General features: G+C 36.6%; 18 protein-coding genes. 8 read left to right on the plus strand and 10 right to left on the minus strand.

Annotated features, from left to right (window positions below):
* Positions 1-4: 4 nt before the first annotated feature.
* From B4F31_RS11185 to B4F31_RS11200, 4 genes are all read left to right on the plus strand, one after another.
* Positions 5-1408, plus strand: coding sequence for an arginine decarboxylase (locus tag B4F31_RS11185; RefSeq protein WP_286761313.1), 1404 nt, complete (start codon positions 5-7; stop codon positions 1406-1408).
* Positions 1409-1454: 46 nt separating this feature from the next.
* Positions 1455-2330 carry an agmatinase gene (gene speB / locus B4F31_RS11190; RefSeq protein ID WP_075325710.1) on the plus strand — a complete coding sequence of 292 codons (876 nt, stop codon included), beginning with the start codon at positions 1455-1457 and terminating at the stop codon, positions 2328-2330.
* Entirely contained in the window at positions 2323-3294 is a 972-nt protein-coding gene (locus B4F31_RS11195) for a deoxyhypusine synthase family protein (RefSeq protein ID WP_075325711.1), read from the plus strand. The genes speB and B4F31_RS11195 overlap by 8 nt, the downstream gene beginning before the upstream one ends.
* A 102-nt stretch (positions 3295-3396) precedes the next feature.
* The gene (locus B4F31_RS11200; protein ID WP_075325712.1) at positions 3397-4023 is read left to right on the plus strand and encodes a lipid-A-disaccharide synthase N-terminal domain-containing protein; all 627 of its coding nucleotides are present in this window, start codon (positions 3397-3399) and stop codon (positions 4021-4023) included.
* Here B4F31_RS11200 and B4F31_RS11205 read toward each other — a convergent pair.
* The 9 genes from B4F31_RS11205 to B4F31_RS11245 form a co-directional block, all read right to left on the minus strand.
* The gene (locus tag B4F31_RS11205; protein WP_286761314.1) at positions 3994-5412 is read right to left on the minus strand and encodes a mannosyltransferase; all 1419 of its coding nucleotides are present in this window, start codon (positions 5410-5412) and stop codon (positions 3994-3996) included. The two genes, B4F31_RS11200 and B4F31_RS11205, sit on opposite strands and share 30 nt — an antisense overlap.
* Before the next feature lie 161 nt (positions 5413-5573).
* Positions 5574-7040: a cellulose synthase family protein gene (locus B4F31_RS11210; RefSeq protein ID WP_093304997.1), complete on the minus strand. Its 1467-nt coding sequence runs from the start codon at positions 7038-7040 to the stop codon at positions 5574-5576.
* Entirely contained in the window at positions 7040-7825 is a 786-nt protein-coding gene (locus B4F31_RS11215) for a glycosyltransferase family 2 protein (protein ID WP_286761315.1), read from the minus strand. Before B4F31_RS11215 ends, B4F31_RS11210 begins: the two co-directional genes overlap by 1 nt.
* The gene (locus tag B4F31_RS11220) at positions 7826-9409 is read right to left on the minus strand and encodes a 4Fe-4S binding protein (RefSeq protein WP_286761316.1); all 1584 of its coding nucleotides are present in this window, start codon (positions 9407-9409) and stop codon (positions 7826-7828) included. It lies immediately after the preceding gene.
* Entirely contained in the window at positions 9406-10698 is a 1293-nt protein-coding gene (locus B4F31_RS11225; RefSeq protein ID WP_093304991.1) for an NAD(P)/FAD-dependent oxidoreductase, read from the minus strand. The genes B4F31_RS11220 and B4F31_RS11225 overlap by 4 nt, the downstream gene beginning before the upstream one ends.
* A 99-nt stretch (positions 10699-10797) precedes the next feature.
* On the minus strand, positions 10798-11610 hold the full coding sequence (locus B4F31_RS11230; protein WP_093304989.1) for a purine-nucleoside phosphorylase: 813 nt from the start codon (positions 11608-11610) through the stop codon (positions 10798-10800).
* A gap of 3 nt (positions 11611-11613) precedes the next feature.
* The gene (locus tag B4F31_RS11235; protein WP_093304987.1) at positions 11614-12231 is read right to left on the minus strand and encodes a TIGR04282 family arsenosugar biosynthesis glycosyltransferase; all 618 of its coding nucleotides are present in this window, start codon (positions 12229-12231) and stop codon (positions 11614-11616) included.
* A 24-nt stretch (positions 12232-12255) separates the two neighbouring features.
* Entirely contained in the window at positions 12256-13314 is a 1059-nt protein-coding gene (arsS, locus tag B4F31_RS11240; protein ID WP_093304983.1) for an arsenosugar biosynthesis radical SAM (seleno)protein ArsS, read from the minus strand.
* 66 nt (positions 13315-13380) lie between these two features.
* Positions 13381-13716, minus strand: a complete 336-nt coding sequence (locus B4F31_RS11245) for an arsenosugar biosynthesis-associated peroxidase-like protein (RefSeq protein ID WP_075325720.1) — start codon at positions 13714-13716, stop codon at positions 13381-13383.
* Between the two features lie 578 nt (positions 13717-14294).
* Between B4F31_RS11245 and B4F31_RS11250 the strand changes: the two genes are divergently transcribed.
* Positions 14295-15317 (plus strand): helix-turn-helix domain-containing protein, encoded by a 1023-nt coding sequence (locus tag B4F31_RS11250; RefSeq protein WP_075325721.1) that lies wholly within the window; start codon positions 14295-14297, stop codon positions 15315-15317.
* 34 nt (positions 15318-15351) lie between these two features.
* Here the strand turns inward: B4F31_RS11250 and B4F31_RS11255 are convergent, their stop codons facing one another.
* Positions 15352-16821: an SLC13 family permease gene (locus B4F31_RS11255; protein WP_286761317.1), complete on the minus strand. Its 1470-nt coding sequence runs from the start codon at positions 16819-16821 to the stop codon at positions 15352-15354.
* A gap of 189 nt (positions 16822-17010) precedes the next feature.
* On the opposite strand from B4F31_RS11255, the gene B4F31_RS11260 reads away from it, so the two are divergent.
* Genes B4F31_RS11260 through B4F31_RS11270 form a run of 3 tightly spaced genes read left to right on the plus strand, consistent with a single transcriptional unit; the run spans position 17011 to position 19441 of the window.
* Entirely contained in the window at positions 17011-17841 is an 831-nt protein-coding gene (locus B4F31_RS11260; protein ID WP_286761318.1) for a GLPGLI family protein, read from the plus strand.
* An 8-nt stretch (positions 17842-17849) separates the two neighbouring features.
* Complete coding sequence (locus B4F31_RS11265; RefSeq protein WP_286761319.1) at positions 17850-18650, plus strand: GLPGLI family protein; 801 nt, start codon at positions 17850-17852, stop codon at positions 18648-18650.
* Entirely contained in the window at positions 18647-19441 is a 795-nt protein-coding gene (locus tag B4F31_RS11270) for a GLPGLI family protein (protein WP_245764368.1), read from the plus strand. The genes B4F31_RS11265 and B4F31_RS11270 overlap by 4 nt, the downstream gene beginning before the upstream one ends.
* The last annotated feature ends 6 nt before the right edge of the window (positions 19442-19447 follow it).

A 19447-nucleotide genomic window follows, 5' to 3' on the forward strand; every position in this document is an offset into this window, starting at 1 on the left:
TCAATTGAATACGAAATACAGCGATTTAATAGACCAGACTTATTATTTTCCACAGGAAGAATTCACTTTGGAAGGCACCGAATTAAAATTCCATAACATAGATTTAATGGAGCTTGTAAAGGAATATGGTGCTCCATTAAAATTCACTTATTTGCCCAAAATTTCAGAAAATATTGGTCGGGCCAAAAAGTGGTTTGCAGATGCTATGGCAAAACACGATTATAAAGGAAGTTATAATTATTGTTATTGTACCAAGAGTTCACATTTTCAGCACGTATTAAACGAAGCTTTAAAAAACGATATTCATATTGAAACCTCTTCGGCTTTTGATATTAATATTGTGGAGCAGCTTAAAAAATCTGGTAAAATTACCAATGATACTTACGTGCTGTGTAATGGGTTTAAGCGCGATCAATACGTAGAAAATATTTCCAGACTGTTAAATGATGGTCATAAGAACTGTATTCCAATTATCGATAATTACGAAGAAATAGACCTTTTGTCTGAAAAGATTAACGGTAAATTTCCTATCGGAATCAGGATTGCTTCAGAAGAAGAGCCAAAATTTGAGTTCTATACTTCCAGGTTGGGAATAGGTTATAAGAATATTGTACCTTTTTATAATAAGCAAATAAAGGAAAACTACCAGGTTTCTCTAAAAATGCTCCATTTCTTTATTAATACGGGTATTCGTGATACAGCCTATTATTGGAACGAATTACAGAAATGTTTACGCGTTTATGTAAACCTGAAAAAAGTTTGTCCAGAGCTGGACAGCCTAAATATTGGTGGAGGGTTCCCGGTAAAAAATTCACTTCACTTTGAGTACGATTACGCCTATATGGTAGACGAGATTATTAATCAAATCAAATTATATTGCGAGGAAGCTGAAGTTGATGTCCCTAATATTTTTACCGAATTTGGAAGTTTTACCGTAGGAGAAAGCGGTGGTGCTATTTACGAGATTTTGTATCAAAAACAACAAAACGATCGTGAGAAATGGAATATGATCAATTCTTCATTTATCACTACTCTACCAGATACCTGGGCCATAAGCAAAAAGTTTGTGATGTTGCCGGTAAACCGTTGGAATGATGAATATGAACGTGTTTTACTTGGAGGATTAACTTGCGACAGTGACGATTATTATAATTCAGAGCAGAACGTAAACGCCATTTATCTTCCTAAGTATAAAAAGGAAAAACCACTTTATATCGGCTTTTTTAATACCGGGGCTTACCAAGAAACTATCGGAGGTCACGGTGGTTTGCACCACTGTTTAATTCCGCAGCCAAAACATCTTCTTATCGATAAAGACCAAGATGGAAATATAAAAACCAGTTTATTTAGCCCTGAACAAAATGCCGAGGATATGCTTAAAATTCTGGGTTATAATGGAAGCAATTAATTTTTTATAAATTTATATAACCAACAACAACCAATTTAGCATTACAATGAGTAAAAAGAATTACGCCGGAATACCAGATAAATACTCGCGAATAGACGACGCGAAAGTGGTATTAATACCGGTGCCGTACGATGGAACCAGTAGCTGGCAAAAAGGAGCAGATAAGGGCCCTGACGCATTTTTAGAAGCTTCAGAGAATATGGAACTTTATGATATTGAAACAAAATCTGAAGTCTATAAAAAAGGAATTTATCTGGCACCTGCAGTAACCGAAGATTCTTCACCCGAGAAAATGGTAGATACCGTATATAAAACGGTAAAAAACTACATAAAGCAGGAGAAGTTTGTTACTATTTTTGGAGGAGAACATTCAGTGTCTATCGGGACTATTAGAGCTTTTAATGAAAGTTTTGAAGATCTTACCGTGGTGCAATTAGATGCTCATGCCGATCTTAGACCAGAATATGAAGGTTCTACTTGTAATCACGCCTGCGCATTGCACGAGGCTAGTAAAAAGACAAATTTATTGCAGGTTGGAATTCGTTCTATGGATGTTTCTGAAGTAGAACATATGGATGAAAACCAGGTGTATTTTGCTCACGATCTTTATGAAGACTGGCAGGATGATGCTATTGGACAAATGACGCCAAATGTATTTATCACTATAGATTTAGATGCATTTGATCCTTCTATTTTACCCTCTACCGGCACGCCGGAGCCAGGAGGCCTTTTCTGGTACGAGACGCTGGAATTCCTAAAAATGATGTTTAAAAAGAAAAATGTTGTAGGTTTTGACATTGTAGAACTTTGCCCAAATGAGAATGAAAAATCATCAGATTTTCTTGCGGCCAAGTTGTATTACAAAATGCTGAGCTACAAATTCAAATACCAAAATTATAACGAAGAAGACGAAGATGAGTAAAGGAGCGATTTCCCAATTTATAGAAAAATATTATTTACATTTTAATTCCGCAGCACTTGTAGATGCTGCAAAAGATTACGAAAAGCAACTTGAAGGCGGCTCAAAAATGTTGGTTTCCCTTGCAGGAGCTATGAGTACTGCTGAATTAGGTAAGATTTTTGCCGAAATGATTCGGAAAGATAAGGTGCATATTGTTTCCTGTACCGGTGCAAACCTTGAAGAAGATGTAATGAATTTGGTGGCTCATTCTCATTATAAAAGAGTACCACATTATCGTGATTTAACCGCTCAGGATGAATGGGATTTACTTGAAAAAGGGCTTAACCGGGTAACCGATACCTGTATTCCGGAAGAAGAAGCTTTTAGAAGAATTCAGAAGCATATTGTAAAGATTTGGAAAGATGCTGAGGCTAGTGGCGAACGTTATTTTCCGCATGAATTTCTGTATAAGTTATTACTTTCGGGGGTTTTGGAAGAGCATTACGAAATAGATCTTAAAGATTCATGGATGTATGCCGCAGCCGAAAAGAATTTACCAATGGTTGTTCCCGGTTGGGAAGATAGTACGCTTGGTAATATTTTTGCTTCCTATGTGCTAAAAGGTGAATTAAAAGCCAGCACCATGAAGTCGGGAATTGAGTATATGACTTTTCTTGCCGATTGGTACACCAACAATTCTAAAGAGGGAATTGGTTTCTTCCAAATTGGTGGTGGTATTGCGGGCGATTTCCCAATTTGCGTGGTGCCAATGTTGTACCAGGATATGGAAAGAACCGATACTCCTTTTTGGAGCTATTTCTGCCAGATTTCAGATTCAACTACCAGTTACGGTTCTTATTCGGGAGCGGTTCCTAACGAGAAAATTACCTGGGGAAAACTAGATATAAACACTCCAAAACATATTATAGAAAGTGATGCAACCATTGTTGCGCCCTTAATCTTTGCTTATTTGTTAGATATGTAATTAACAAATTATTATTAGACTTTAAAGCTGTTCAGAAATGCATTTAATGTATTATTGAACAGCTTTTTTTGTGCCATTTTTTAGTTAAGTTGAGATGAAGATATGAGTAGTAGTTGGATAGTATATGCCATTGGTTTTTTAGCCCAGCTTTTATTTTCTGCAAGATTAATAATGCAGTGGATAAAATCAGAGAAAAACAAAAAAATTGAAACACCAACGCTATTTTGGAAGCTGAGCCTGCAGGGTGCTGTTTTACTTTTTATCTACGGGTATCTTCGAGACGATATGGCTATTATGCTAGGACAATTCCTGGTGTATGGCGGTTATTTTAGAAACCTTCAGTTACAGGGTAAATGGGGAGAATCTGGCATAATGTTCAAGGTTTATGTCATTGTTTTGCCAATTCTAATCGCATTATATATCGGCTTATTTGGGCAGTTAGACTGGGAAGATCTTATTAAAGGCGACAATATTTCTATATGGCTTATTGCTCTTGGAATTGTGGGGCAACTTATTTATACTGCGCGTTTTATTTATCAATGGATTCATGCCGAAAGAAACCAGGAGTCAGATTTACCGCTTAAATTCTGGATTATAAGCCTCGTGGGATCAATTCTTATTTTTACTTACGGCATTTTTCGGGATGACCCGGTTTTAATTGCCGCCCACTTTTTTGGGGGAATTGTTTATATCAGGAATTTATTTATAATACGGAAGTCTGGTGAGTAATTTCGGTTTAAAAATTTCTATTAGGAAGATTCCTATAACAAGAATATATTCAACCGCAATTAACCAGTAATTTTCCTGGAATCCGTTAATGGTATAAGCCGAATAACTTAGCATTACCAAAAACGACCATACCAGTGCAAACCTGAATTTGGTAAAAACCGAAAGCAAAAGTGGGGTGGCAATATACCAGGGATGTACGGTTGTTGAAAGAAAAAAGTAAACCGAGACTCCCAGCAGCATAGTGCCAATTAGCTTTTGGGTTGAATTATTTCTTCTGAAAAAGGCCAGTCCTGCTAGAATTAAAATTACAATTAGAGGTAGGATTTTCCCGGCTGTGCCAATAATATTGTAGCCTTTTAGCTGAAATCCAATCCATCTAATTATATAATAAATACCCGCATTAAACTCGAATTTCTGAAACCATAGCGCAATACTTGCTGAAAAATTGGAGATAAATTCCGAAGAAAGAAAAGGTAGAAAACTAATTAAAATAGTGGTTCCCGCAATTAGATAATATATCAATAACTGCTGAAAATTTAGCTCCCTAACTTGTCTTATTTTGTTTCTAATCAGTGCATTGTCGGGTAGGTTTTTAAAGTTTCTTTTCTTTAAGAAATAATTCCATAAAAGCGGTAAGAACAATAGTGGCAACAATTTTACCGAAACTGATATTCCAAGTAGTACCGCACTCCAAATCCATTTTTTCTGATGTAATAAATAAATAGACCAGGTTAAGAAGAACAGCATTGCGCCTTCAAAATGAAGATTTCCGGTGAGTTCTATGATTATAAAAGGATTCAAAATAAACCAGAAGACCTTGTGAGTGGGTAGTTTTAATTTCAGCAGTAATTTTCGGCCGAAATATAGCGTGCCCAGATCGGCTAAAATGAGAAAAAATCGCATCGTGATCACAGAACCCAAAATACTCTTTCCTCCTAAAAATGCTGAAATTGCAAACAGCAGTTGATTTACCGGCGGATAACTGGTGTAGTTTCCCGCACTTAAACTTCCCATTCCCTGTATTAGTTTTTGCTGTGTGAATTCGAGAGAAGTTGAAATCTCTTTTAAATCATTCGGCACCGATAAATAAGGATTTATTCCGTCCAGAATCAATTTTCCATCCCAGATAAAACGGTAAAAATCTTGCGAAAGGTTTGGCGTGGCCACAATAAAAACGAGTCGGAATAAAACTGCAATTCCAGCTAACAACCAGAAATTGTTTTTTTCTAATTGAAGAAGCTTAAAACTGATAAAAAATAAACCGGTATAAAGACTGATCAGTTTTGTGAAATCAGTGCGGTTTAGATCGTAAGCGAAAGACCAATAAAAAGCAATTCCTGTTAAGATTAGGAGAAAGGAAAACTTATGATTTTTAAAGAAATCTAACACAATTTTTGATTGAAACCTCACAGGTTTTTAAAACCTGTGAGGTCTATTTGTATCCATATATATACTTCGTCATCCTGAATTCGTTTCAGGATCTAACATGAACTGATCCACTTCTTAGACCCTGAAATAAATTCAGGGTGACGACGGTAACAAGCCTGAATTTAAACCCTAACCGATCTAAAAACAACAAACCCAAAGCCTATAAACAGCATCAAGTGGAAAATGGCGAGGCTAAAATCGTTCAGCATAAAAGCGCTATAGAGTCCGAAACCAAAATACAGCCATAAAGCAAATTCAACCCCAATGCTTAAGGAAAATTTCTGCTGAATATAAATATTCTTTTTCCAGGAATCGTTTAGGGAACTTACATTGAATTTTGGAGTTCTAATAAAAGCCGATTTTTTCCCCAGATGACCTTCCAAAACCGCCAGGGAATTATGAACCGAAAATCCCATCGCTACCGAAAAGAAAGTAAAAAACATGCCTATAAACTTCAAAAAGCTTTTAAAGCTTTTTCCGTGAATCTTCACATAAGCCGCGTAATAACAAAGAAAGAAAATCACGGTACTTACTAAAAAGAAAGCCACCAAATTAAAATACCAGCCAAACTGCGGATTGTTGTTTTTAATAAATAATACCGGAATACTTAAAACCGCCAACACCAGGATGATTAAAAACATACTGGAATTTAGAAGATGGAAGAATGCGTGAAACTTAGTGCCAAAAGGTACCGATTTGTCTTTAAGTAACTTCTTGAAGTTTTTTTTAAAATTCTCTGCAGCACCTTTATTCCAGCGAAATTGTTGCGAACGCGCCGCGCTTATCGCCACTGGCAATTCGGCTGGAGTTTCCACATCTTCCAGGTACTTAAATTTCCAGTTCTTAAGCTGTGCGCGGTAACTTAAGTCAAGGTCTTCGGTTAAGGTGTCTCCGCTCCAATTTCCCGCGTCTAAAATGCATTCCTTCCTCCATATTCCTGCTGTCCCGTTAAAGTTGATAAAATGCCGTCCAAAATTCCTTCCGGTTTGTTCCAGGATAAAATGAAAATCTAAAGCAAAAGCCTGAATTTTTGTGAGCAAGGAATAGTCCCGATTAATATGTCCCCACCGAGTTTGCACCACCCCAATTTCAGGATCTTTGAAATATGGCACTGTTTGTAGCAACCAATCTTTTTTAGGCATAAAATCGGAATCGAAAATCGCGATAAATTCTCCTTTTGCGATTTTTAAACCTTCTTTTAAAGCACCGGCTTTAAATCCGCTTCGGTCTTTTCGGGTAATATGTTGGATGTCGAGTCCGGTTGTTTGAAGTTGCTCTACCAGGGTTTTAATTTTCTCAACTGATTCATCGGTGGAATCGTCTAAAACCTGGATCTCTAATTTTTCACGAGGATAATCAATTTTCGCAATATTTTTCAGCAAACGTTCCACTACATAAAGTTCGTTGTAGAGTGGGAGCTGGATAGTGACGAAAGGTGTTTCCGCAGGATTTTTTAAATCAAATTTTTCCGAAGCATCTATCTGTTTTTTGGCTTTCAGGTAATTCAATAACAAATGCAACTGCGAGATACTATAGAAGAAAATAAGCAGCAGGGCAAGCGTGTATATAATGATAATGGCTAAATCCATTACTTAAAACTATATTTAAAGATCCAACCCAGGATTTTTACTCCTGCAAAGATAGAACCTTTCAAAGTTCCCGAAACTTTAGAAGTGCCAATCCTGTTTTTGTAATGTACGGGAACTTCAGTGTAAGAAAATCCTTTTTTTAAGGCTTTTAATTGCATTTCTACCGTCCAGCCGTAAGTTTTGTCCTGCATTTCAAGTTGAAGCAACTTATTGTATTTGATGGCTCTAAAAGGACCCAGATCGGTAAAGTGGGCATTGAAAAATAATTTCATTAGCGAAGTGGCCAGCCAGTTTCCAAATATCTGCGGAAAGGTCATTGAACCTTTTTCCCGCCATCTTCTTACCCTGGAGCCAATAACAACGTCTTTATTTTCCTTAATAATTGGGGCCACAATTTTAGTTAATTCGCCCGGGAAATCGCTGTAATCGCCATCGAGGAAAACAATAATATCGGGTTGGTTTTCTTGTTTTGAAATATAATCCATTCCCTTTAAACAGGCATAGCCGTAACCTTTTTGCTTCTCCTGTAGTACCGTGGCACCGGCGTTTTTAGCATTTTCTTCGGTAGCATCAGTAGAATTGTTGCTTACTACAATTATTTCCTGAACAATTTCAGGAATTTCTGCAATGACTTTAGCTATGGACTCTTCTTCGTTATAAGCCGGAATAATAACCTTAATCCCTACAGAGGTTTTTATATCATGAAATTTTTTATCATTAGCAGAATATTTTTCTGAATCATTGGTAAGGGTTTTACTCTCTGATTCCTGATTTTTTTGCGGCATTTACTTCGATTTCTGGTTTACTAAATCTATTAGATCTACATCATTTCCCAACAGCACTTCTTCAGAATTTATGCGTCCGCCCATATCGTCATTTTCAAGTTTTAAAACGCCTCTTGGGCAAACTGCCGAGCAAATTCCGCAGCCAACACAACTGGAGCGCACGATATTTTCTCCTTTTTGAGCATAAGCGCGAACATCAATTCCCATTTCGCAATAGGTAGAGCAATTTCCGCAGGAAATGCACTGTCCGCCATTGGTAGTAATTCTAAACCTTGAAAAAAGACGTTGCTGCATTCCTAAAATCGCCGCCATTGGGCAACCGTAACGGCACCAAACTCGGCTTCCAAAAATTGGATAAAAACCTACGCCAATAACTCCTGAAAATGCGGCGCCAATTAAGAAACCGTACCATTCCCTAAGTTGATAACCGCCGAAGAAAAAGATATTCCCATTTCCGCTGAAATAATTGATACTGATAATTGATAAAATCACTACTAAATAACCAATCGCACCATATTTAGCATCTTTCGCCAATTCTTTACGCTTAAAAATCATAATTACGGCAAAAAGGAAGGTGAGAAATCCGGCCGCACCCCAAAGAAAAACATCTTTGGTAAGCCAGAAATCATTGGCACTGTCGCCTAAAAATGAGTATAAAACCGCGATGGTCATTACGGTAACAAAAACCAAAACGCTATGAATTACCCAGCGTTCAATTTTCCACGCATATTGTGATTTATTCGAAAGCTGGCGGTAAGGATCGCCGGCGGTCTCCGCGAGGCCGCCACAGCCACAAACCCAGCTGCAATACCAACGTTTACCGTATTTATAAGTTAAAATTGGAGTGATTACAAAAATGGAAATCAAACCAAAAGCTAGCATAATAACTCCAATATTGCCTGCCGAAAGGAATTCGTTGATCTTATAATCGGTAAACAAATCGTAGTTAAGCGGCCATATATTGGCAGGATTATAGTAAGGTTGGTTTAGGCGAATTAAAATTTCGGGAAGTATAAACGCGAAACCCAACTGAAAGAACATCACCGAAAAAGTGCGAATTACCTCGTAGCGATTATTGCGATATTTGAGAATAAATTTATAGCCGAAAATAAGGATTGCCAGCGTGTAAAGCGTACCGTAAACAAACCATTGACTGGCAGGATTTCCGCTAATGAATTGACTTAATGGATCAAAAAGTGAGATGATACCGGTATTGGCTCCGTCAGCATTTAATCCTAAATATTGTGGATACCAATACAAAACCACATAAAAAAGGGTAAGGCTAATGCCAAGGATCCAGGCCCAAAAACCGCGCCCGCTAAGCGATTTAAACCAAACTCCGTCGTTTTTTATGCCTTCGTGTTTTCCTAAATAGAGATCGTTGGCAAAAATTATGGTACCGGCTGCGATAAGCCCTAAAGATAAAGTTAAGAATAAAGTTTTATTGGGAAAATTCACGTTCGCAACTGCAAGCACTAAGATAAAAAGGCCAACTAAACCTATGCCACTGGCTAGTCTTTGCGTAGTAGAAAGTTTTGCCGGTGCTTCTGCCGTGAGAGACATGTTATGTTCTATTTTGCTCATGCTTTCTGTAGATTCTCTTTAAAACTTTTAAAAATGTCTTTCTCGTAATGAGTATAAAATTCGGGATCGAAATTAGCTTGTTTTAGATTAGCCAAAACGTGATCTATTTTTCGATTTTCGCTCAGCCATTGATCGAAAACTGAATGACGCATCCTAATTCCGAAGGTGTTTATTCCAAGGAATTTATTGGAATTTGCATCAAAGGCGATCGTAATAGCTTTGGTATTATCTTTATGCTGCCAGTGAAAATGCATTTCGTTATCGCCCGGTTTTGCTGAAACATTGCCGTAAGTTTGATATTCAATATCAAAGAATTTAGCCGAATTAAACCAGTTTCCGGGTTTGTAGGGTATTTCATTGCCTGTTAATGTTAAGGTTTGTGCCAGGGTTTCACCCATCATACGGCCGGCATACCAAACTGCTTCAATGGGTTTGCGATGAGATAAAGGCTGCTTTAATTGTGAACAATCGCCAATAGCGTAAACATCTTTGATATTGGTTTGTAGAAATTCATCTACCAAAATTCCTTTATCGGTTTCTAAAGCTGAATGTTTAAGAAAATCTATATTGGGTTTAACGCCGGTGCAAAGTCCCACTAATTGGCATTCAATTTCTTCTCCGGAATTTGTTATTATAGATTTAACTCTTCCATTTTCATTAGCAACGATCTTATCCAGTTCTGTTTTCTCTCTAAGGTCTACACCGTGAGATTTAATATGTTCCGAGATCATTTTAGCATCCTGGATTGGTAATACATTATGCCAAAAAGCTTCTTCCCGAATCAGGAAAGTGACTTCAATATTTCGGGTTTTGAGCATCTCGGCGAGTTCCACGCCAATAAGTCCGCCGCCAATTATTACCGCTTTTTTACAGTTTTTGGTGTTTTTCTCCAGCAGCTCCAGATCCTGTTTAGAAACCAAGCCCTGCACACCCTCTAAATCCTGTCCTTCCCAACCAAATTTATTATAAACTGAACCCGTTGCCAAAACCAGCTTATCGTATTTCATTGTTTCATCCGAAGAAAAATGCAATGTTTTTTCTTCAAAATATATGGTCTCAACCCAGGCTTTTTTTAGTTCAATTCTATTTTTCTCCCAAAACCAGTCTTCATAAGGTTTTAGGTGATTCCATTTCATATGCCCCATATACACATACATCAATGCGGTACGGGAAAAGAAATAATCGCTTTCCGCAGAAATTACGGTAATTTTCGCATCGGAATTTTTCCTGATATGCCGCGCACAGGTAATTCCTGCAATCCCATTTCCTATAATAACAATATGTTCCATACGTGCTCGATAATCGAGATTTAAAAGCTCCAGGGCCTTCTTCGAAATTAAGTTATTATTTCTTATTTTTTCTTTTGAATTTGTTCAAAGCAACTGTTCTTAAACAGATTTTATTACTTCCTTAAAAAGCTTAATCATATTTGGTTCTGCTTTTTCGGCCATTGCAATAATTTCATTAATATTTACCGGTTCTAGGTTATCTGGGTCGCCTTCATCTGTAATTACAGAAATAGCCGAAACCGGTAGTTTTAGATGATTGGCCACAATAATTTCGGGTACGGTACTCATTCCCACAGCATCTGCTCCCAAGACCTGCAACATTCTATATTCGGCACGGGTTTCTAATTGCGGACCTAAAAGTGCTGCGTAGACTCCTTTGTGCAGTGTAATTCTTTCATTTTTAGCGATAATTTCAAATGCTTTATTCATTTCAGCATCGTAAGGCGCACTCATATCCACAAAACGTTCGCCCATTTGTGAAACTCCTTTAAAGGCTAAAGGAGAATCTCCCAGCAAATTAATATGATCGTCAATTAGCATAAGTTCACCTTTTTTGAACTTCAAATTTACCGATCCGGAAGCATTAGAAACAAGTAGTTTTTTAATACCAAGCTGGTGCATAATGCGCACAGGAAAAGTAACATCTTGCATCGTGTAGCCTTCATACATATGGAAACGCCCCTGCATGACCATCACTTTTTTTCCTTCCAGTTCTCCAAAAATTAATTTCCCTTTATGGAATTCTACCGTTGCGGTTGGAAAATGCGGAATATGATTGTAACTAACCTCAATTTCTATTTTTATCTCGTCTAAGAGCTGACCTAAACCGGTGCCCAGGATTATTCCAATTTCAGGGTTTTCAAATCCTTTTTCCTTCAGGTATTTAGTAGTTTCCTGTATTTCTTTAATCATTTTTTAATTTTTGAAAAATTGCTGAAAATCTTTATGATCTTTAATATCTGAATAATAATCTACATCGTTCCTGGCGTCAAGCAAACCGATATTTTTTCCTTTTAAATCCTTTAAAGTATCCTCCAAAACCGATGAGGTTCCCCATTTTTTATCCTCAAATACTTCTGGAAACAATTGATTCATTCCCAATAAATAATAACCGCCATCTGTAGCCGGGCCAATTACCGCATCTTTTTCCTGAAGTAATTGAAAAGCTTTTTCCAGATCTTCCCGCTGTAAATCGTAAAGATCGCTGCCAATAATTATAATATTTTGGTAGCCATTTTTAAAGCCTTCTTCAAAGGCGTTCTTCATTCTTTCTCCAAGGCCTTCTCCCTGCTGAAGTTTTTTAGCATAAATCTCAGGGTCCCAAATATCGTTTTGGGCAATTCCTTCAGAATAATATACTTCTTTGCCAACTGCAAGATTTCTAGTAACTGAAACAGTGTGTTCCAGCAAAAAATTATAAATTTTAAAAGCAATTATATCGCCAACATCTTTGGCAAGCCTGGTTTTTACTTTTCCCGGTTCTGGATTCCTGGTAAAGATAATTAATAAAGCTTCGGTAGGTTTAAGGCTCAAAGTTTAAAATTTAAGAAGTGAAAATTATGCAACTGTTCCCTGGCAGCTACTTCCAGCACCTGCAGTACAGCCGTAACAATGTTGTGAAATTCTAATTTCCCGGTTATTGAGCAAATCTTCGTTGTAATCGCTAATGTGCTGCACTTTGCTGTCTACTTTTAATTCTAACATTTGATTAAAATCACAGTCGTATAACCAGCCATCCCAACTTACCGAAATGGTATTGGTGCACATCACACTCTCTACCGCGGCGGGATTGTAAGCCTCTACAAGCGCATACATATAATCTTCATAATTCTCTGAAGCGATCAAAAATTCCAGAAACCTGCTTATAGGAAGATTAGTAATAGCAAAAAGGTTATCAAAATCTATATTGAAATCTTCTTTAAGTGCGGTTTTAAAATCCTGTTCCAGTGCTTGTTGATTGGTAGGTAGAAAGGCCCCTGATGGATTATATACGAGATCCAATTTTAGTTCTGTTTCTGGCTGTGCGTAGCCCACAGCGTTAAGCATTTGTAGAGCTTTGATAGATTTATCAAAAACACCAGTTCCGCGCTGTTTATCTGTTTTTTCCTTTTTATAAAATGGAAGCGAGGAAACTACGTGAACATTATATTTTTTGAAGAATTCTGGTAAGTCGTGGTATTTTTTGTTTGCCAGAATTATAGTAAGGTTAGACCGAACAATAAAATCTTTGATCCCTGCTTTAGAAGCTTCTTCTACAAACCATCTAAAATTCGGGTTCATTTCCGGTGCGCCGCCAGTGAGATCTAAGGTATGGGCTTTAGTGGTTTTAATAACCTCCAGGCATTGCTGCATGGTTTCTTTGGTCATAATTTCCTTGCGATCGGGACCGGCGTCTACGTGACAATGCGAACAAACCTGGTTGCACATATAACCTAAATTAAGCTGAAGGATTTCTAGTTTTTCAGGTTTTAACGGGTAATTACCGGTTTTGGCAATTTTATCTTTAAAAAAAGGAAGTTCTCCTTCTTTAAAAATTCCGTTGCTTAAAAAGGCAAGTTGGTTCTCGGGTTTTGAAAGATCGTTTTTTCTAGCCGATAAGGATTTTAATAAAGCCATGTAAAAATTACATTTTGTGCTAATTTGAAGAAAATGATTTTGTATTTAAATATTTCAGTATAAAACTTACATACTCAATTTATCATATTTGTTCATCATCTGTACCCCGTGTACAAGGGTAGCTCCACTTTCAATAGCGGCGCCGGCGTGTACGGCTTCCATCATTTCTTCTTTGGTGATTCCTCTTTGCAAACCGTCTTTAGTATAGGCATCAATGCAATATGGGCATTTTACAACGTGCGAAACCGCAAGGGCTATAAGCGACTTTTCTCTAGCAGAAAGTGCTCCTTCTTCAAAAACTTTTCCGTAGTAATCAAAAAATTTATTTCCTAATTCTTCACTCCATTCGGTTATTTCGCCGAATTTTCTTAAATCATCTGGATTATAGTAAGTCTTAGACATTTTGTAACAAGTTTAATTTATACAATTTTGGTCTAAAATATCCATTAAAACTTACTTACCCAATGAATGTTTGTTTTAATAAAGGAAGTTTTGAAATTTGAGAATTTAAAAGGTAGTTGGCAGCTACTTCTTTCTTAGTGTTTTAATTATTTTTTTTACAAAAAATGTGGAAACAATAATTATTGCCAAAGCTTCAAGGCCCAAAAGAAGAAAAATAATATCCATAGTAATCGATATATTTGGTACCTAACCAGGGTAGGAGAGGGCGCGATTAATAATATGTAAATATCTGATTGTTAATTTGTTTTGCTTGCCGTTTTTAAGATAAAAGTTACGGTTTATAACGTGAAATCGGGCACAATTGCGTATTTTGAGGTTGCAATTAAGTAAAGTGTTTAACGCAAAAGCTCTAAATATTAACTTAAAACCGATTTGTTAATGGCTTTTAGTGCTATTTGCGAAGGATATTCTAACTTTACAGAAATTCAACGAGTGTTAAAACACTTCGTTGGTATTTAAAATAAAACTAATATTAAGTTTTAAAATTCGAAATAAAGGGGCTTCCCCACGTTTAGTTTATGAGGATAAATGTAAAAACTTTACCAGTAGATGAAATTATTCAGGATATTTCTAAAAACCTTAATGCACCAATTCAAAATGGAAGTGGAGAATACACCATAGAATTGCCAAAAGAAGTGGGCGAAGGCTATATTAGGGGAATTAGTTTTGACTCTGGAATGGGCTTCATTTCATACAACTGCAAGTTTTATGAAGATGTGGAAATTCATTTTGCTTTAAACACGGTGCATCCCTTAAAGTTTATTTTTTGCTCAGCGGGATCAATTGGTCATTCTTTCCAGGATGCTGAGAAAGTAAATGAAATAAAAGCTTATCAAAATATCATTGTATCCAGTAGCGGGTATAATGGGCACGTACTGTATTTTAAAGCCAACGAGGCAACTCACATTTCCAGCCTTGAAATTATTAGATCGGTTTTTGCCCATAGGCGTAACTACGATTTTAAAGATCTTGAACCCACACTAAAAGGATTATTTCAGGATGCGGTGGCCGAAAAGCAGTTTTTCTACCAGGGCAACTATAGTATAAAAGCTGCCGATATTATGAATGAGATTAATACTAAGGAATTCACCGGTTTCTTACGTTCTCTTTATTTGGAAGGTAAAACATTTCAAATGCTCGTTATTCAAATTGCCCAGTATGAAGATGACGAAGATGGCGATAAGCTTCCGCAGATACTAAGACAGTCTGACATTGAAAAGGTAGATTATGTGGTAAAACGCATTCAGGGTGATTTAGGAAGTAATCTAACAGTAGAAGCCCTGGCAAAAGAGGCGGGAACAAACGTAAATAAACTGCAGGAAGGTTTTAAATATGTTTACGATCTTACGGTAAATAAATATATGCAGCATAAAAAGCTGGAAGCCGCCAAAGAAATGCTAATGACTTCAGAAAAGAATATTTCTGAAATTGTAACCGCGATTGGTTTAAATAACAGGAGTTATTTCTCTAAGATCTTTAAAGAAAAGTATGGAGTAAATCCTAAATACTTTTTGAAAACGAGAAAGAAGGAAGTTGATTAAAAAAAGTTTTCCCCTTGATCAGTCACAAGTTTTTTTATGCAAAAACTTCTGGAATCTCGTTCACTTTAAAACCCCAGATGCTGGGTAAAAAGAAATACACTAAAATACTTATTAAAAGAATAGAAAACAGGTTCATCCATAATCCTGTTTTTATCATATCTGGAATATTTAAATAGCCGGAGCCAAAGACTACCGCGTTTGGTGGAGTTGCTACCGGCAACATAAAAGCGCAGGATGCGGCCAGTGTTGCGCTTATTAATAATAAGTAAGGGTGAAGTCCAATTGCCAAAGCCATAGGCGCTAAAATTGGAAGTAGCATTGCCGTAGTAGCCAGGTTAGAGGTTACTTCAGTTAGAAAATTAACGGCAGCGACAAGAATTAATATTAATAGAAATAACGGCAGGTTTTGTAGATAGGTGAGTTGTTCGCCTATCCAAATGGCTAATCCTGTTTCGCTAAAACCTTTTGCCAATGCCATTCCGCCGCCAAAAAGTAAAATAATTCCCCACGGAATTTTCACCGCTTCTTCCCAGTTTAATAAAGGTTTTGTTTCTTTTCCGGAGGGAACAATAAAGAGTGCGATTGCCGCAATAATAGCTATTATAGTATCATCTATAAAGGGTAAAAAAGGCTGAATTAAAAATGATCTTGTGATCCAAAAAAAAGCGGTGCAACCGAAGATAACCAGCACCCTTTTTTCCTGCTTGCTTATTTTTCCTAAAGACTTCAGTAGTTTATTAATTTCGGCTCTTCCACCCGGGAATTCAGCTTTATCAAATTTAAAAGCAAAACTGGTTAAGTATTTCCAGCATATAAACAACAGAAAAACCGAGATAGGAATTCCTAACATTGCCCATTTTAAAAAACTGATCTCTATTCCGTATAACTCTTCAACTATTCCCGCAAAAACCAGGTTTGGTGGTGTTCCTATCAGCGTTCCAATTCCACCAATAGAAGCGCTATAGGCAATTGCGAGCATTAATGCTTTACCAAAGACCAAAGGTTCATTTTCGTTGCTAAAAGGATTGTTTTTTAACTGACTTATTATCGCGGTGCCAATTGGAAGCATCATAACTGAAGTTGCGGTATTGGAGATCCACATAGAAAGAAATGCTGTGGCTATCATAAAGCCAAGGATTATAAATTTTATTTTGCTGCCAATAAGATTGATGATGTTCAGCGCGATTCTTCGGTGTAAATCCCATTTTTCTATAGCTACCGCGAGAACAAATCCGCCCAGGTATAAAAACACGTATTTATGACTAAAAGCAGCGGTGGTGGCTTCAATATCTAAAGCGCCGGTTAAGGGGAACATGACAATGGGTAATAAAGCGGTAACCGAAATTGGGATTACCTCGGTAACCCACCAGAGCGCCATCCAAATGGTAATACAAAGAATATCAAAAGCTGCCGGCGGCATAGATTGCGGTGCTCCGATGATTTGAAGGATAAAAAATAATAATGGCCCCGCTATTAAAATTAGCGCTCTTATAAATTTATTCATTAGATAAGGTTCTCAAGGATCTACCAAGATATTAAATTTAATAAAGCTGGATAATTCTTTAAATATGCGACAACTTTATTTTTAGTTTAACTACTATTTATTTAGTTAAAATTTTTATTAGGAAAAATATATTCTTATTATTGAATAATTATTCACCATATCAATCTAATCCTTAATATATCATCACTAATGCAGACTTTCCTTTTGATTATTTTCAGTCTTATTTTTTCTTCCGCTTTTGCACAAAACAAAGAGATTGAAGATCAATTTAAATACAAAGCTACGTACAACCTTACCTGGCAAATAGATTCAACAGATGCTAAGTCTATCCAGAATGAAGCTATGGTATTGTTTATTGGTGATAAGATTTCGCGATTTTCCAGCGAAGGCCAATACATAGCAGATTCTATAAAAGAGGCTTATAAAGATCGCGAACGAACCCAACAAAGTTTTAATGAAATGAGGTCCAAAATGCCAATGTCGGCATTAAACTTTTATATTTTTAAGAGGCAGAACTCAGCAGAGGTTTCTTTTACTGAGAAAATCGTCAAGGACAATTACCGGTATAAACAGGAAATTGCTGATTTGAATTGGGAAATATTGCCCGAGACTAAAGATGTAGCCGGTTTTGGGGCACAAAAGGCAAAAACAAGTTTTTCAGGAAGGAATTATACCGCGTGGTTTACTACTGCGATACCTGTTTCAGAAGGGCCATATAAATTTCGTGGCTTACCGGGCCTGATCCTGGAAATTTCAGATAATAAAGGTTATTATACCTTTAAACTTACCGGTTTCAAAGAATTGAACGATGAAATTTCGATGGAGTTTAATCCAGAAAATTATCTGGAGGTTAGTAGAGAAAAATTTTTACAAATAAAAGAAGAGTATGCTGAAAATCCCTTTGTAATAATGGAAAGTTCCGGGATTACAATGGGTTTTCAACCCGGTCAAAAGGAGAAATTATTAAAGGAACATCGCGAGGAATTTAAGAAGAAAAATAACCCCATAGAACTGAAATAATTTAAACTATGAAACAAGCCTACTTGATATTTCTACTTATTTTGTTTACATCAATTTGCAGTGCTCAAAAACTCACCGATAAATTCGAATATAAAGTTACCTACAAGCTCACTTATAAGTTAGACTCTACCAATCTGGATAAATCGAAATCTGAATATATGCTCCTGTTTGCCGGAGACGAACTTTCTAAATTTTCAAGTCGGGCAAAAACTCTGGCCAATCCTATTGTTAGAAAAGGAAATACTGCACATACTTCCCGGGAAGCGGTTACAGATTTTCAATATGTTATTTTGAAGCATAGGAGTGAAAATAAGCTGTTTTTCACGAGAACTATTTCACGTGATCAATTTTACTATACCCAGGAAATGAATCAATTTAAATGGGAAATTCTACCGGAGAAAAAGAAAATTAAAGATTTTGAGGTTCAGAAAGCTAAAACTTCTTTTGCCGGAAGAGATTATATAGCCTGGTTCACTTCAGAAATTCCAATTTCAGACGGGCCTTATAAGTTTAGTGGTTTGCCGGGTTTAATATTGGAGCTTGAAGATACCCAGCAGCATTATGTATTTGAATTTTTCGGTCTTGAGAAACTCAGTCCAAAACTTAAATACAAGATCAATCTTAACCAATACGCTGAAACCAATAAAACTGAATTATATAAAGTTTGGAAACGATATATGGAAGATCCATGGGGGTATGCTCCCATCCCCCCTAATATAACCATCTCTGCAGAAACCAAAAAAAAATATGCTGAAGCGTTTAAAGAAAGTTTTGCGAAAAGGAATAACCAAATAGAACTACAAAAATGAGAAGTCTTATAATGTTAGTGCTTTTACTTAGTTTAGGAAATTTGCAGGCACAGGATCAATATTCCTATAAAGCTACGTATCAACTCGAATTCCAGGAGGATTCGACAGATGAAAACTCCATAAAATCTGAAACCGGTGTACTTTATTTAAGTGAGGAGCAATCACGATATTCCAGCCTGGGTAAAGCAGTTAAAGATTCTTTAAAAAATATGACAAATCCTGTAAGCATGAGGATGGATGAGTACAATCAAATGACCGATTTTAAATATACCATCTATAAAGATTATCAGGAGAACGAACTTATTTTAGCCGAAAAAGTTTTTCAATATGAACTAAAATATAAACAGGATCTAAAACAGATTGATTGGGAAATTCAGCCAGAGAATAAAGAAATTTTAGGTTTTAGCGTTCAGAAAGCCACAGGTGATTTTGCAGGGAGAAATTATGTCGCCTGGTTTGCGCCAGAATTACCATTCTCTGATGGGCCTTATAAGTTTAGTGGTTTGCCGGGACTTATTCTAGAGATTTCAGACCTGAAAAATCATTATCATTTTAGCTTAACAGCATTTCAGGAATTAGCAAATCCGGTAGATAAACTATTGAATTTAGATAATTATAAAACTGTTTCTCAGCAAGAACTTGATCAGGTTCGGGACGATTATGATCGTGATCCTATTGGTACAATGCAAAAGGCAGGCATAAAATTCGGTTGGAGCGAAGAAGATGAAACTAAAACAAGAAAAGAACTAAGCGAAAAATATAAAAAACGAAATAATCCAATCGAGCTTTAGCCATAA

The sequence above is a fragment of the Salegentibacter sp. UBA1130 genome, from assembly GCF_002311535.1.
Lineage (GTDB): Bacteria > Bacteroidota > Bacteroidia > Flavobacteriales > Flavobacteriaceae > Salegentibacter > Salegentibacter agarivorans.